Source organism: Pseudomonas sp. JV245A (assembly GCF_032424515.1).
Lineage (GTDB): Bacteria > Pseudomonadota > Gammaproteobacteria > Pseudomonadales > Pseudomonadaceae > Aquipseudomonas > Aquipseudomonas protegens.
This window is the reverse complement of sequence record NZ_VYKE01000005.1, coordinates 34,592-48,542: the sequence shown is the minus strand read 5'-3', so window position 1 is coordinate 48,542 and position 13,951 is coordinate 34,592. Positions and strand designations below refer to the sequence as shown.

Here is a 13,951-nt window from a genome sequence, read left to right as displayed (position 1 = left end):
AAAGAGGCACTTTCATGTCGGCGTGCACCCCGCAGCAGTCCCGGGTCTCGGCCCCGTTATTCGGCCTGTTCTGCCTGGGCAGCTACCTGCTGTCGCTGTCCTACGGCTCGACCTTTCTCCTGTCGCTGCTGATCGGCAGCCGTGGCGGCAATGAACACGATGCCGGCACGGTGATTTCCACAGCCATGCTCAGCACCTTTGTTGCGGTGATCGGCTCCGGGCACCTCTCGGACCGCCTCGGCGCCGCGCGCTCGGTGGCAGTGTTCGGCTGCCTACTGGCGGTGGCCAGCCTGGGCTTTGCCCTGACCCCGGGGGTCGGCCCCGGCCTGCTGTTCTTCGGCCTGACCCTGGGCCTGGGCTGGGGGGTGTTCTATACCCTGGGGCCGATCATCGTGGCGATGCTGGTGGAGCCTGCGCAACGGGCCCGCTACTTCGCATTGCTGTCGGGCAGCATGATGACCGGCATCGGCTCCGGCCCCTTGCTGGGGCGCCTGGCCAGTGCCCTGGGCTACCCACTGACCAGCGCCTTTCTGATCGCCGCCGGTGCCAGCCTGCTGGGTGTGCTGATCTTCTGGCGGCTGGGCGGCCGGCTGCGCCAGCAGGCCAACCACCTGGGCACCTCGGCGGCTGGCATCACCTGGGCTGGCACCGCGCAGGTGCTGTCCTCCCGCGCCGTCTGGCCGATTCTCATGGTGGGCCTGGGAGGTTGCGTATTCGGCGGCCTGTCGAGCTTCCAGACCAGCTACGGCCCCTCCCGCGGCGTCGACTACTCGCTGTTCTTCCTCGGCTTCATGAGCGCCGCCATCGCCAGCCGCCTGCTGATCGCCGGGATCGTGGTCAAGCGCGATCCCTATCGTGCTGCCTGCCTGCTCTCGGGGCTGATGCTGGTGTCGATCCTGCTCTTTTTATTTGCTGTCGACAGCAGCGCCAGCTACCTGCTGGCTGCCGTGACCCTGGGGGTGGGCTATGGCCTGACCTACTCGGTGATCAACGGCCTGGCGGCCAACGAAGCACCAGCCGGCTGCACCTCCCAGGCGTTGCTGCTGTTCAGCCTGTCGTACTTCATCGGGGTCTTCGGTTTTCCCTGGCTGGCCGGGCGGATCATCGTCGAAGCCGGCATCCAGGCGCTGCTGTTCACGGTGCTCGGCGTGGCGTTGCTGAACTGGCTGATCAGCCTTGGCCGCCTGGGCTGGCGGCGCCTGGGCCACTGGCGTATGGCAGCCGGTGCATAACACCGTTCGTCGATCATCAGGCACCAACCGGCCCCGGCAGCGGACCAATATCAGGTAACGACTCTAACGAATGGAGGCGACACCATGATCAAGGTCCAACTCTGCGCCCTGGCCCTGGCCGGGCTGCTGTCCACTGCTGCCCTGGCCGGCGCCACCGGCCCGACCAACCCGGTTGAAGGCCCGAAATCCCCGGCCACCCAGGGCACGCCGAAGATCAACATCAACCCACCGGCCATGGACGAAGGCTCATTGCCACCGGCGACCGGGACCGACCCGCGCATTCAGGGCAACGACAACGGCCGCCAGGGCGGTGTCGGCACCATGGACTCCAGCACACCCGACAGTGGCAAGACCGGTACCGGCTCGAAAACCACCACCGGCGGCTCAGGTTCTGAAGGCAGCAGCCAGTAACCGCCGGTTCAATCCAGCAGGCCCTGTGCGCCAGGGCCTTGAGGAGAGATGTCATGACTCGAGGAAGCAAAGCCAAATACACCCTGGCCCAGCGCCGCAAGGCCGCGGCCATCGAAGCCAGCTACGAAGAACGCGGGCTCTCGCCGGAGCAGGCCGAAGCACGGGCCTGGGCCACGGTGAACAAACAGTCCGGTGGCGGTGAACGGGCGGGTGGCTCCGGTCGGGACAAAAGCCCCGCAGACAAAGCCCGGGCCCGCAGCGAGTCGGCCCGGCGCGCAGTGGCCACACGCCACGGGCATGCCCGCAACAGCGCGGCATCCCTGGGCACCCAGAGCAAGGACAGCCTGATGCGCGAAGCTCGGGCGAAGAAGATTCCGGGACGCTCGCGCATGCGCAAGCAGGAGCTGATCGAAGCCTTGAGCAAGGCCGGCTGACCGGCGGCCAACTGCTCGCCGCTGACTCAGCCGCGCGCCAGCAAGGCATCCACTTCGGCACTGCCCGGAGCGGTGGCCGGGCCACGCCGGGTGACGGCAATCGCCGCCGCGGCGTTCGCCCGACGAGCCGCCATCAGCGGCTCAAGGCCCGCTGCGAGCCCGGCGACCAAGACCCCGGCGTGGGCATCACCGGCACCGTTGCTGTCCACCGCCTCCACCTTGAACCCCGGCACCTGCACCGCCTGCCCCTGGCGGCTGACCCAACAGCCGCGGGGGCCATCACGCAGCACCAGCAACGCCGCAGGTGACAACCAGCTTTCGAGCTGCGCCAGCGCCTGGGCAATCTGCGAAGTACCGGTCAATTGCAATGCCTCGGCGCGGTTGCTGCTCCAGATGTCGATCCGTGGCAACAGCGCCGCCATCAAGGGTGAATCTGCCGAACCGGCCAACGGCCCCGGGTCGAACATCAATGGGATCGAACGAGGCAGCGCCAGCAACCAGTCCAGCAGGGCCCGTGCCTTGCACTCCTGCAACAGGCTGTAGCCGCTGACATAGAGGTAATCCCCCGCCTCCACCCGGACCCGGGCCAGATCCTCGGCCGACAATTCGCCCTCGGCGCCGATATGGGAAATGAAGGTGCGTTCAGCAGAGGCTTCGGTCAGGGCCACGCACAGACCGGTATCAGCCCCCCTGCCGGGCTCCAGGCTCATCTGTATGCCTTCGCCCTGCATCGCCGCCCGCGCCAGGTCGCCAAAGCGCCCCTGCCCGTGGCGCCCGAGGTAGACCACCGGCAACCCGTTGCGCGCCGCGGCGGCCATCACGTTGAAGCCGCCACCGGCCTCGAAGCCCGCAGATTGCGCGAGCACATCGCCTCCGGAGGCCGGCAGGCGCTCTACCGCCATCACCAGGTCGACTATCACCTGGCCGGTGTGCAGCAACCTAGGCATTGGCGTTCTCGACAAAGGCCGCGCGCCGGTCCCGGGCACCGCCCAGTAGAGCGTAACCGCCGCCGGCCACCAGGAAGGTGACGATCCAGCCCAGGCCGTTATGCCCCAGCCAGGAATCTGCCAGGGGCCCGGTGAACCAGACGTCTTCGGCAGTGGTGCCGATGGTGGTGAAACAGAAGCCCAGCACAATCGCCAGCACCCAGGCGCCAAAGGCTCGCCATTCGATGCCGCCCCGGTACCAGTAGGCGCTGCTCGGGCCGACGTTGAGCAGGTCATCGGCGCTGTAGTGATGACGAGGGATCAGGTCCACCACGAAGATCCCCACCCAGGCGGTGATCGGCACCGCCAGCAGGGAGATGAAGCTGATGAAAGGGCCATAGAAGCTGTCGGCAATCAGCATGAAATAGATCGAGCCGAGGAAGATCGCCACGATATCCACCAGCACCGCATAGACCCGCTTGACCTTGAGGCCCAGGGTCAGCGCGGTGAGGCCGGCGGAATACACAGAGAGGTTGTTGGACAGCAGCAGGCCGCCAAAGGCCGCGACCAGGTAGGGCACCGCCATCCAGGTCGGCAGCATGTCGCGGATCGCGATGATCGGGTCCACTGCCGAGGCCAGGTGGTCGTTGCCCACCGACAGCAATCCGCCCAGGGTAATCAGCAACACCAGCGGAATGCCGGCGCCAAACGCCGCCGAAGCCACCAGGCGCCCGGCCGTTACCGAACGGTGCTGATAACGCGACATATCGGCCCCGGAACTGGCCCAGCCAATCCCGGTCCCGGCGGCCATGGTGCCGACGCCGATGATCATCGCGCTCATGGGGGCCGGCGCGGCATTGAAGACCGCCGCCCAGTCGATGGTGGCGCAGAGGAAACCGCCCACCAGCACGTTCAGGGCACCAAAGCCGTAGGTGGCCCACTTCTGGATGACCAGCAAGGTGGCGTGGCCCAGGCCGGAGACGCTCAGGGTCATCAGCACGAAGATGCCGATGAACAGCAGGGTCAGCAGCGGCGCATCCTTGGCCGAGGCCGGGGTCTGGAACAGGATCGAGCTCAGGGACAGCAGGACGAAGGCCGCCGTGGTGGTATTGACCGTCTCCCAGCCAACCCGTGAAAGCATCGACACCAGGGTCGGGCCGATATTGCCCCGCACCCCGAAGATTGCCCGGGACAGGGTCAGGCTCGGCGCCCGCCCGCGCCGGCCGGCTACCGAGATCAGGCCGACCACGGCGAACGACCCCACCGACCCCAGGATGGCCACCAGCAGCACCTGCCAGATCGACAAACCGCGAAACGCCACCAGAGTCGCCCCCAGGGGCAGGCCGAGAATACTGATGTTGGCCGCGAACCAGACCCAGAACAGCTGCAGCGGGTGCCCGTCGCACTCTGCCTCGGGAACCGGCTCGATACCGCGGGTTTCCAGTTGCCCGGCGCCTGATCCGGCCGTGGATGAACTCATGATAAAACTCCTGTTGCCGTTGTTAGGGGTATTGGGCAATTTCGGAAGTCACAGAACATCCCGGCATTCCTGGCCGTGTCATAGCTTTCCATAGCGATCGGCAACATGGCCGCACACCGCGGCCTGTACCTTAAAGGTGGCTCAACGCAGCGCCAGCAGCTGTTCCACCAGAGGCTGCAGGTCCAGCTCATTGACCTTTCGCACCTGCCCGATCAGTTCGCCAGGCCAGATCTCCATCCCCAGGCAAGCGCCGAGCATGGCACCGAGAATCGCCGCGATAGTATCGGTGTCGCCCCCAAGGCCCGCGGCTATGCACAGTGCCTCGAAGGCCGGCAATTGCCCCAGGGCCACTTGTCGGGCCAGGGCGAAACTCACCACCACCGATTCCTGGGAAGCCACCGAGGTGCCGATCAGCTCGTAGAGCATCCGCGCAAAGCCTTCCCGGTCGCCGTCGACACGCAGGGTGCTGGTCCAGTCCAAGCGAGCACCGATGGTGGCACCCGCTACCCAGTGCCCCTGGGCCTGGGCCTGCCGGGCGACCTGCACACCAAGTGCCAAGGCTTCGGCCAGAGGCTGGCCGTTGATTCCGGCGGACACCACCGCCGCCACCGCCGCCGCGCTGGCAATGCCCAGGCTGGTGTTGTGCGTCACCTGGCAGGCCTCGACCACCGCCTGCAGAAACGTCTCGGGCCGAGCCACATCGGCGGCGATGCCCACCGGCGTGATGCGCATGGCGGCGCCATTGGTGGTGCCATAGCGGCCCGCCTCTTCAACGGACTCCCCGGCGAGGATCATTTCAATGGCGCGTTTGGTGGAAGGCCCCAGCAGATCCTGGGAACCCTTGGCCTGCATCTGCGCCTCCCACTCGATCAGGCTCTGGGCCAGGGCCGCCGGAGCGATCCGGCCCTGCCCCCGGACCAACAGGCGAGCCACCAGGATCGCCTGCTCGGTATCGTCGGTAATGGAGCCCCGGGGCATGTTCGCGGCAATCGGCTGGTCCGGGCCGGCGTCCTCCAGGGTGCGGATGACGCCGAAGCGCTGCTGGATCTGTTCCCGGCTCAAGGATTGGGTCGGCATGCCCAGCGCATCGCCCAGGGCCAGCCCGTAGAAGGCGCCCAGGGCGCGCTGCAATGCATTCACCGCGGCTCTCCGAACTGCAGGTGCATGCGAAAATGCTGCGGGTCCAGCAGGCTTTCGACCTGCTCCATAAAGCGCCCCTGGCGGTCGTAGGTGGTACGCAGGGCCTTGAGGAAGACTTCGCCCGGCGCACGTCCGAGCAATTGGGCATCTTCAGCATTCAAGGGCTCGGCGCCGATCCACTGATCGCCGCGCTCGCCGATATAGCCGTAGGCGGCCAGGGTAATGGTCAGGGAATCATCGATCAGGCCGACCCGAGGCAGGCCTTCCAGCTCGCCGGAAGCCGGGATCAGAGAGCGCTCCAGGGACAGCACCCGGCCATCGGTGCTGCGGCGCCGGCGATCGAGGGCGATGAACTGGTCGGTGCCCAGGCGATGCTTGAGGTCCGGGCGCTGGATCGCCTCCAGGCGCAGCACCTCGGTGTTGACCAGCGCACCGCTGTCGGCCAGGGCCTGGGCCCAGCCATGATGCTGATCCAGGGCAACACCGTCGAAGGTGACGATGGAGCCTACGCCGCTTTGCGTGGCGATGTAGTTGCGCCGCTTGAGCTCGGCCAGGGCCTCGCGCAAGGTGCCACGGCTGACACCGAATTCTTCGGCCAACTGATGCTCGCCCGGCAGTTGAAAGCCGTCCTCCAACAGGCCGCTTTCAATACGCCGGATCAACTCGTCGACCACCCTTGTTTTCTTATCGAATCGGACATGTTTGATCATGTCCGGCTTGATACATGAAAGGCCCGAGCCAGAGCAAGAAATATCTTCTTACAGCCGTCTGAAACGCCCGTCAGGGTTCAAGACCAATGGGAAAGAACACCCCGCAACTCCACACCCCCAGCCAATTCTGGCCGTCGATCTGGCGGGTCTGCGCCAGCTCCACCAGTTGGTAGAAGACGTTGCGATGGATCAGCGCTTCAAGATTGTGTCGAACCAGGATGTAAGGCGCCGGTTCCTGGGTCAGGGAGTCGATCACCACCCGCAGCGGGTGCTCGTCATTGGCGACCACCTGCTCCTCGACGTTGGTAGAAAAGCGCAGCACCTGAGCCTCGCCCTGCCCTTCGACCTCCAGGGTCACGGCGACGAAGGGTGCGTCATCGACCTTGATGCCGACCTTCTCCACCGGAGTGATGAGGAAATAGTCATCGCCATCGCGGCGAATGATGGTGGAGAACAGCTTGACCATGGGTTTGCGGCCGATCGGCGTACCCAGGTAATACCAGGTGCCGTCGCGGGCGATGCGCATGTCGATATCGCCGCAGAAGTCGGGGTTCCACAGGTGGACCGGCGGCAGGCCTTTTTCAGCCTTGGGAATCTGCGCCAACAGGTCGTTGGCCTTGCCTGGACCACTCATACCGCTCTCCTCCCTCAATCAATCAGTCGCTCAGGCCCAGCAGGCCGCGCGCGTATTGCTGCAACGGCGGACCAAGCAGATCCTGTGGCTTGTTGTCGTGGAACGTCAGTAAACCGCCACGGCTGCGAATCCGCGCGGAATCGATCAGGTACTGGGTACTGGTTTCGATCAACATGATCTGGATGGTACTGGTATCCACCCCTAGGCGGTCCACGGCTTCCTGATCCAGCCACTCGTCAGAGTTACCGATACGGTCATCGGCCTTGGCGAAACGGGCGTAGAGCAGATAGTGCGCCCCCGCTTCCCGGGCTTCGGCCATGGCTTCATTCAGGCCCTCGGGCGCCTTGGCCCGACGCACCATGGGGAAATACTCGACAAAGCCGTTGAAGGCTTCCTCGGCTACCACGTTGGGCCGCGGATAAGCGCCACCCGGCGGTACGAAATGCCCCTGGGCAATGAAAATGAACGAATCCGGCTGAATGCGGAACGAGCTGGTGCGGCGTGTATCACTGTGATCGAGCACCCCCGCATCACTCAGGTGATAGCGCACCCCTTCGCCCATATCACTGACATTCATGCAGCCGCCGAGTGCCAAAAAGGCCAGCAGCAAAACCAGGCTACGCATCCTACCCTCCAAAATCCGGTGACGGAAAACCGGCGAATGGCCACGGGATGCAGCTTCCGCGCCAGCTCCGCCAAGGAAGGGAATTCGTCGGCAAAGCACCTCAGCCGCCAATGATCTTCATCACCGTGGCTCCACCGGAAAAGGCCAGCTCCTGCTTGTCCCCCAAGGCCTTGACCAGCAGCCGCTGCAAGGCCGGCAGAGCCTGATGGCGCGGCTTGTCCAGCAGGTCGCCGACATAGTGACGATTGCTCGAAGAAAGGCAGCCGTGCAGCCAGCCCGTGGAGGACAGCCGCAAACGCGAGCAGGTGCGGCAGAACGGCACGCTTTCGTTGGCGATCACGCCGAAATGACCGTGCCCGGGAATGGCGTAGCGCACCGCGGTAGCATCCACCGGCGCATCGGCCTGAAGGTATTCGTAGCGCTGGCCGATCAGGTCCAGCAACTGTTGCAGGCTGACAAACTGCTGCAGGAAAGCGTTGCCATCATTGGCCAGGTGGCCCATGCGCATCAGCTCGATGAAACGCAGCTCGTAACCCCGTTCCAGGCAGTAATCCAGCAACGGCATCACCTGATCCAGGTTCTGCCCGCGCAACGGCACCATGTTGACCTTGATCTTCAAACCGGCACTGCGGGCTTGCTGCATGCCATCGAGCACCGTGGCCAGGTCGCCGCCACGGGCAATGCTGCGAAAGGCCGTCGCATCCAGGGTATCGAGGGAAACGTTGATCCGGCGGATACCGGCCTCCACCAGCAACGGCAGCTTGCGCGCAAGCAATTGGCCATTGGTGGTCAGGCTGATGTCGTCCAGCCCCATGCGCCCCACCGCGCCCATGAAGGCTTCCAGCTTGGGACTGACCAGGGGTTCGCCACCGGTGATGCGCAAGCGCTCGATGCCCGCCGCTTCCATCAGGTACGCCACGCCGCGAGCCATTGCCTCGGCCGACAACTCATCCTGGGCAGCCACCAGCCGCTTGCCGTTGGGCACGCAGTAGGTACAGGCGTAGTTGCAGGCAGACGTCAGACTGATCCGCAAGTTGCGAAAGCGCCTGCCTTGACGATCAACGATCATGGATGACTCCGGCGTAGGAAGGGAGAACCGGGCAAAACCTGACCCAAAAATCAGGTTTTGGCAAGTCCCATGCCTGAGTATATTCCTCGGACACTGCGCCATACAGTTTGTCGATGGCGCAATACAGCGGCTGAATGCCTTAGCTGTTCGAGGTGTCGGGGTCGCGCTTGCGCTTGTTGCCCATGCGCACACCGATGTCCATCAGGAACTGGAAGAAGCCTTCCTGATCTTCCAGCACATTGCTCCAGAACGGCGAGTGGTACAGCGCAACCGCACCATGCACCAGTGCCCACGAGGCACAGTAGTGGAAGTATGGCGGCACGTCTTCAAGCTTGCCTTCACTGATGCGACCCTTGATCAGCAGGGTCAGGCGCTCGAAGTTGGACGCGCGGATCTTGTGCAGTTCCTCGACCATCTCCGGCACCTGGTTGCCCTTGACCACCTTCTCTTCCAGGCGGTCGAACAACCGATAGCGCTGCGGGTCACGCATGCGGAATTCGAAGTAGGCCCGGGACAGGGCTTCCTTGTCCTTGTCGACGTCGGCCGAGTGCAGCAGCTCGTTCAGGTCGCGCTCGTAGTCGAGCATCAGGCGCAGGTAGATCTCCGCCTTGGACTTGAAATGCTTATAGATGGTCCCTTTGCCGATACCCACGGCATCCGCAATCATCTCGACGGTGACACTGTCTTCACCTTGTTCGAGGAACAGCTTGAGCGCGGTATCGAGAATTTCTTGCTCGCGGCGACGAAACTCACGGACCTTACGAGGTTCTTTCTGCATAAGAAAAGGTCTGTTCGGGGTCAAAATCGAAGCCGCGTATTATGCCTAACTTGCGCCAAAATGCACGGATCATCCATCGTTGCTGGTGTTTCTGGCGCAAAAGCCGCCCCGTCAGAACCTTCCAGACAGGCGCCAAAAGCCAGGGAAATCCCGTGAATACGGGGCCGGGCCAGGGTTCAAATAGCAAACTTCCACAGCCGCCAAGCTCCGGATCAGACCGCGAAGTCTGGTTTTTCCCGCAACCAGTACCCTGGATTGCCCCACGCCCTGCGTGCGACGCAAAGACCTCGATAAGTCGCAATTCCATCATTGCCCGGCTGATTCGTCGCTCAGTGGGGGCCAATGCAACTGCCGTCCCACAGCATCAGAGAAGCCCTAGAAGAGCGGAAGAATAATCCGAAAGTATCGATGGCGTTGATAACTGCCAGCCGGGCAGGTACAGCAAACTGCAACAGATTATGTAGGCAACTTTCAGGAAAATGCGGCTATTTTTAGTCTTATCGGCTAAAAATCAGATGATATTCAGCGATCGAGTCGAAAACTGCGATACAGGCAACCCAAATGAGAACTCAAGCGAAGCGCGCGTATTCCAAATTTGTTTAAAAAACGAGCAGGGGCAACTGGACTGAATGCAATAGTGATCAATACTTCAACTGTCGGCGGGACATCTCCCCCAAGTGAAACGCCGATCAAGGTACCGAAGGACCGCGTGCCTTAGTTTTACTCCTAATGGTCTTAACCCGGATTCACCCCCCAGAACCCGGGTTTTTTTTGCCCGCCATTCAGCGCCAGTGCACCGTGCGACCCAGGCTCAGCCCTTGACCCGCGCCAAGGGGAACAGACGCTTGAAGTTGGCCGTGGTCTGCTGGGCAAAGGCTTCATAGCTTTCGCCCCGCAGCATCGCCAGGAACTCCGCCACCTCGCGCACGTACTGCGGCAGGTTGGGCTTGCCGCGATAGGGGATCGGCGCCAGGTAAGGCGAATCGGTCTCCACCAGCAGGCGGTCGGCCGGCACCTGTCGGGCCACGTCCCGCAGGGCATCGGCATTGCGGAAGGTGACAATCCCCGAGAGGGAAATATAGAAACCCAGGTCCAGGGCCGCCTTGGCCATTTCCCAGTCTTCGGTGAAGCAATGCAGCACACCGGCATTGGGCAATGCCGCCTCGCGCAGCAGTGCCAGGGTGTCGGCGCGGGCGCCGCGGGTGTGCACCACCACCGGTTTGCCGGTCTGCTGGGCGGCCTGCAGGTGCAGGCGGAAGGATTCCTGCTGCAGCTCGGCGGCTTCCGGCTCGTAGTGATAGTCCAGGCCAGTCTCGCCAATGGCCACTACCCGGGGGTGATTCAGTTCATCCAGCAGCCAGTCCAGGGCCGGCGCTGCGCCGGGCTGCACATCCAGCGGATGCACGCCCACCGAGCAGTCGACATCGTCATAACGATCGGCCAGGGCCTTGACGTCCGCCGCGTTGTCGGCGCTGACACCGATGCACAGGAAGTGCCCTACCCCCCGCTGGCGGGCGGCAGCCAGCGCGGCATCCAGGGAGCCGTCATGAGCGGCGAGGTCGAGGCGGTCAAGGTGGCAATGGGAATCTACGAGCATAGGAGGCTACAACTACATCCGATCAATGAAAGGCCCGGGTTGTGGCGCCCGGGCGGAAACAACGCTGAGTCTAGGCGCTGCGGGTCAATTCTGGGTAGGCAGGGCCGCCCACTGCACCAGCAAGGCTTCCAGCAACAGCACGCGGTTGAGGTTGGCCTTGCTCAGGACCTTCTGGCGCTGGGCGAGGATCCAGTCCTGGATGTTCAGCACCTTGGCCTGGGCGGACTTCTGCGCCAGGTATTGCAGCACCTTGCGCATGTCTTGCAGGCCCAGTCCCTGCTCATCCTGGGTCAGTTGATAGCGCAGGACCAGGTTCGACCAGTCGCAGAACCAGTCGAACAGCAGCAACAAGGGAATGGCACTCCAGGATTCGGCCAGTTGCGTGGGCGACTGCTGCTGTTTCAGCAGCTTCTTCACCCCTTCCACCACTTGCGCCCGCTGCTCGCGAACACCCTGGGCCTGCAGGCTGACCGCTGCCAGCGGCGAACCGGCAGCCAGGGTCAAGAGCTCCACCCGCTCCTCCTCGGAGCAATCAGGCAGGGCCTGGGCCAGCCACTCAAGGCTCATGGCCTCGCTGGGCAGCGGGCAGGCCTGCTGCACGCAACGGCTCTTGATCGTGGGCAACAACCGGCTGGGCTGGTGGCTTACCAGCAACAGCACAGTGTTGCCGGAAGGCTCCTCGAGACTCTTGAGCAGGGCGTTGGCGGCGTTGATATTCATCGACTCCACCGGCTCGATCAGCACCACCTTGCGCCCCCCCAACTGGGCGGTCTGGACCACGAAGCTCACCAGTTCGCGGACCTGGTCGACCTTGATCGCCTTGTCCGCTTCCTCCGGCTCCAGCACGTAGTTGTCCGGGTGGCTGCCGGCCAGCAGCAACAGGCAGGACTTGCATTGACCACAGGCGTCCAGGCCTTCCGGGCGCTGGCACAGCAAGCGCGCCATCAGCCGCTCGGCCAGGGCCCGCTTGCCGATACCCGCTGGGCCATGCAACAGGTAGGCATGGGCATGCTGGGTACGCCCCGCCAATTGCTGCCAGAGGCTGTCCTGCCAGGGGAAGACTTCAGCCACGGGCGCGCTCCAGCAATTGCGGCAACAAGCTGTCCAGGGACTGCTGGACCTGGGCCAGGGGCTGCGCCGCATCCACCAGCACATAACGCTGCGGCGCCGCTGCGGCGCGGGCCAGGAAGGCTTCGCGAACCTTCTGGAAGAAGGCCTGGCCTTCCTGCTCGAAGCGATCCAGCCGGCCACGGGCACTGGCTCGCGCCAGGCCGACATCCACCGGCAGGTCGAAGACCAGGGTCAGGTCGGGGCGCAACTCGCCCTGGACGAAATCCTCCAGCGCAGCAATGCGCGCAAGGCTCAGGCCGCGGCCCGCGCCCTGGTAGGCGTAGGTGGAGTCGGTGAAACGGTCGCACAGCACCACCGCACCGCGCTCCAGGGCCGGGCGAATCACCGTTGCCAGGTGCTGGGCACGCGCGGCGAACACCAGCAACAGCTCGGTGTCGGCATTCATGACCTCTTCCACCGGGGTCAGCAGTACATCGCGAATCCGCTCGGCCAGCGGCGTGCCACCAGGCTCACGGGTCAACAGCACCTCGATCCCCGCAGCGCGCAGGCGCTCGGCGAGGTACTCGCGATTGGTGCTTTTGCCCGCGCCTTCCGGGCCTTCCAGGGTAATAAACAAGCCAGTCACGGGCAGTCCTTAATCAATGTCATTGCGGGCTTTTCGCCGCGGGCTCGGGCACAGGCTCGGCAGGAGCCGGAGTCGCAGGCGGCTCGGGCGCAGCTTGCGGGGCGCTTGCCGGAGCCGTCTCCGGGCCAGGGGTTGCAGGCGTCTCCGGCACCGGACCTGCCGCTTCGGGAACCGCTGGCGTGGCGGCTGGGGCCGGGCTGGAACGGTAGTCGGCGCGACGCTTGAGCTGAAACTCGCGCACCGCGCTGTTGTGGGCATCCAGGTCATCGGAGAACACATGGCTGCCGTCGCCCCGCGCGACAAAATACAGGCTCTTGCCGGGCACCGGGTTGAGGGCGGCGTGGATCGCCTCGCGTCCGACCATGGCGATCGGCGTCGGCGGCAGGCCGGCAATCACGTAGGTGTTATAGGGCGTGGCTTCCTTGAGATGAGCCCGGGTCAACTTGCCGGCGTAACGCTCACCGAGGCCGTAGATCACCGTAGGATCGGTCTGCAGCAGCATGCCAATCTGCATGCGACGCACGAACACGCCTGCGATCTGCCCACGCTCCTGGGGTACGCCGGTTTCCTTCTCCACCAGCGAGGCCATGATCAGCGCCTGATAAGGATCGCTGTAAGGCGCATCGTCGGCACGCTTGCTCCACTCCTTGGCCAGCACATCGTCCAGGCGGTCGTAGGCTTTTTCCAGGAGTTCGGCGTCGGTCATGCCCCGAACGAAACGATAGGTGTCAGGGAAGAAACGCCCTTCAGGGAAAACCCCGGGATGCCCGAGCTTTTCCATCACCTGACTGTCGCTAAGCCCCGTCAGGGTCTGCTGCAATTTTTCGCTCTTGGCCAGGGCGCTGCGTACCTGGCGGAAATTCCAGCCTTCCACCAGGGTCAGGCTGTACTGCACCACCTCACCGCGCTGCCAGAGGCCGATCAGGCCTTCGGCGGTCATGCCTGGGGTCATGCGGTACTCGCCGCTGTGCAGAGGCTGGCCCGCCATATTGAAGCGCCAGTACAGGCGCAGCCAGAAGGCATCATCGAGCACACCCTCGGCTTGCAGACGATTGAAGGTGCCGGTGGGCGTCGAGCCGGCGGGAACATCGAGCAACTGTTCCTGGCTCAGGTTCAGCGGTTGTTCCAGGGCCGAGTGCAGTTTCCAGGCACTCGCACCCAACAGCAGTCCTGCCAGGACCAGTCCGGTTTCCAGCAGGAGCAGTAATTTACGTCTCAC

The 13,951-nt window shown here is 64.1% G+C and carries 15 protein-coding genes; 3 read left to right on the top strand and 12 right to left on the bottom strand.

All coding sequences use genetic code 11. The features are described from left to right. Nucleotides 1-14: 14 nt before the first annotated feature. From F6S12_RS02750 to F6S12_RS02740, 3 genes are all read left to right on the top strand, one after another. Entirely contained in the window at nt 15-1,232 is a 1,218-nt protein-coding gene (locus tag F6S12_RS02750) for an MFS transporter (protein WP_011060135.1), read from the top strand. A gap of 84 nt (nt 1,233-1,316) precedes the next feature. Continuing rightward, the gene (locus tag F6S12_RS02745; RefSeq protein WP_011060134.1) at nt 1,317-1,643 is read left to right on the top strand and encodes a hypothetical protein; all 327 of its coding nucleotides are present in this window, start codon (nt 1,317-1,319) and stop codon (nt 1,641-1,643) included. A 53-nt stretch (nt 1,644-1,696) separates the two neighbouring features. Further along, nucleotides 1,697-2,077 carry a Rho termination factor N-terminal domain-containing protein gene (locus F6S12_RS02740; protein WP_019094643.1) on the top strand — a complete coding sequence of 127 codons (381 nt, stop codon included), beginning with the start codon at nt 1,697-1,699 and terminating at the stop codon, nt 2,075-2,077. Nucleotides 2,078-2,103: 26 nt separating this feature from the next. Here the strand turns inward: F6S12_RS02740 and F6S12_RS02735 are convergent, their stop codons facing one another. From F6S12_RS02735 to mltG, 12 genes are all read right to left on the bottom strand, one after another. Beyond that, nucleotides 2,104-3,024, bottom strand: coding sequence for a PfkB family carbohydrate kinase (locus tag F6S12_RS02735; RefSeq protein ID WP_015634716.1), 921 nt, complete (start codon nt 3,022-3,024; stop codon nt 2,104-2,106). After that, the gene (locus F6S12_RS02730) at nt 3,017-4,483 is read right to left on the bottom strand and encodes a purine-cytosine permease family protein (protein ID WP_315868697.1); all 1,467 of its coding nucleotides are present in this window, start codon (nt 4,481-4,483) and stop codon (nt 3,017-3,019) included. The genes F6S12_RS02735 and F6S12_RS02730 overlap by 8 nt, the downstream gene beginning before the upstream one ends. A 141-nt stretch (nt 4,484-4,624) precedes the next feature. Continuing rightward, on the bottom strand, nt 4,625-5,623 hold the full coding sequence (locus tag F6S12_RS02725; protein WP_315868696.1) for an ADP-ribosylglycohydrolase family protein: 999 nt from the start codon (nt 5,621-5,623) through the stop codon (nt 4,625-4,627). After that, nucleotides 5,620-6,333, bottom strand: a complete 714-nt coding sequence (locus tag F6S12_RS02720; RefSeq protein ID WP_011060129.1) for a GntR family transcriptional regulator — start codon at nt 6,331-6,333, stop codon at nt 5,620-5,622. Before F6S12_RS02720 ends, F6S12_RS02725 begins: the two co-directional genes overlap by 4 nt. Nucleotides 6,334-6,403: 70 nt before the next feature. Then, the gene (locus F6S12_RS02715; protein WP_123473759.1) at nt 6,404-6,967 is read right to left on the bottom strand and encodes a DUF1285 domain-containing protein; all 564 of its coding nucleotides are present in this window, start codon (nt 6,965-6,967) and stop codon (nt 6,404-6,406) included. Between the two features lie 22 nt (nt 6,968-6,989). Continuing rightward, nucleotides 6,990-7,592 (bottom strand): DUF4823 domain-containing protein, encoded by a 603-nt coding sequence (locus tag F6S12_RS02710; protein ID WP_011060127.1) that lies wholly within the window; start codon nt 7,590-7,592, stop codon nt 6,990-6,992. Nucleotides 7,593-7,692: 100 nt separating this feature from the next. Further along, nucleotides 7,693-8,661 (bottom strand): GTP 3',8-cyclase MoaA, encoded by a 969-nt coding sequence (locus F6S12_RS02705; protein WP_011060126.1) that lies wholly within the window; start codon nt 8,659-8,661, stop codon nt 7,693-7,695. Nucleotides 8,662-8,800: 139 nt separating this feature from the next. Beyond that, the gene (locus tag F6S12_RS02700; protein ID WP_011060125.1) at nt 8,801-9,439 is read right to left on the bottom strand and encodes a TetR/AcrR family transcriptional regulator; all 639 of its coding nucleotides are present in this window, start codon (nt 9,437-9,439) and stop codon (nt 8,801-8,803) included. Nucleotides 9,440-10,250: 811 nt separating this feature from the next. Further along, on the bottom strand, nt 10,251-11,036 hold the full coding sequence (locus F6S12_RS02695) for a TatD family hydrolase (protein ID WP_011060124.1): 786 nt from the start codon (nt 11,034-11,036) through the stop codon (nt 10,251-10,253). 84 nt (nt 11,037-11,120) lie between these two features. Continuing rightward, nucleotides 11,121-12,107 carry a DNA polymerase III subunit delta' gene (locus tag F6S12_RS02690; RefSeq protein ID WP_011060123.1) on the bottom strand — a complete coding sequence of 329 codons (987 nt, stop codon included), beginning with the start codon at nt 12,105-12,107 and terminating at the stop codon, nt 11,121-11,123. Further along, nucleotides 12,100-12,732 carry a dTMP kinase gene (tmk, locus tag F6S12_RS02685; protein ID WP_011060122.1) on the bottom strand — a complete coding sequence of 211 codons (633 nt, stop codon included), beginning with the start codon at nt 12,730-12,732 and terminating at the stop codon, nt 12,100-12,102. Before tmk ends, F6S12_RS02690 begins: the two co-directional genes overlap by 8 nt. 19 nt (nt 12,733-12,751) lie before the next feature. After that, nucleotides 12,752-13,951 carry an endolytic transglycosylase MltG gene (gene mltG / locus F6S12_RS02680; protein WP_315868695.1) on the bottom strand — a complete coding sequence of 400 codons (1,200 nt, stop codon included), beginning with the start codon at nt 13,949-13,951 and terminating at the stop codon, nt 12,752-12,754.

Coding starts and splice junctions, on each gene's coding strand:
- F6S12_RS02700 (WP_011060125.1), bottom strand. CDS start 9,439: ATGCAGAAAGAACCTCGTAAGGTCCGTGAGTTTCGTCGCCGCGAGCAA.
- F6S12_RS02740 (WP_019094643.1), top strand. CDS start 1,697: ATGACTCGAGGAAGCAAAGCCAAATACACCCTGGCCCAGCGCCGCAAG.
- F6S12_RS02715 (WP_123473759.1), bottom strand. CDS start 6,967: ATGAGTGGTCCAGGCAAGGCCAACGACCTGTTGGCGCAGATTCCCAAG.
- F6S12_RS02735 (WP_015634716.1), bottom strand. CDS start 3,024: ATGCCTAGGTTGCTGCACACCGGCCAGGTGATAGTCGACCTGGTGATG.
- F6S12_RS02710 (WP_011060127.1), bottom strand. CDS start 7,592: ATGCGTAGCCTGGTTTTGCTGCTGGCCTTTTTGGCACTCGGCGGCTGC.
- F6S12_RS02750 (WP_011060135.1), top strand. CDS start 15: ATGTCGGCGTGCACCCCGCAGCAGTCCCGGGTCTCGGCCCCGTTATTC.
- F6S12_RS02720 (WP_011060129.1), bottom strand. CDS start 6,333: ATGATCAAACATGTCCGATTCGATAAGAAAACAAGGGTGGTCGACGAG.
- F6S12_RS02705 (WP_011060126.1), bottom strand. CDS start 8,661: ATGATCGTTGATCGTCAAGGCAGGCGCTTTCGCAACTTGCGGATCAGT.
- F6S12_RS02695 (WP_011060124.1), bottom strand. CDS start 11,036: ATGCTCGTAGATTCCCATTGCCACCTTGACCGCCTCGACCTCGCCGCT.
- F6S12_RS02745 (WP_011060134.1), top strand. CDS start 1,317: ATGATCAAGGTCCAACTCTGCGCCCTGGCCCTGGCCGGGCTGCTGTCC.
- F6S12_RS02730 (WP_315868697.1), bottom strand. CDS start 4,483: ATGAGTTCATCCACGGCCGGATCAGGCGCCGGGCAACTGGAAACCCGC.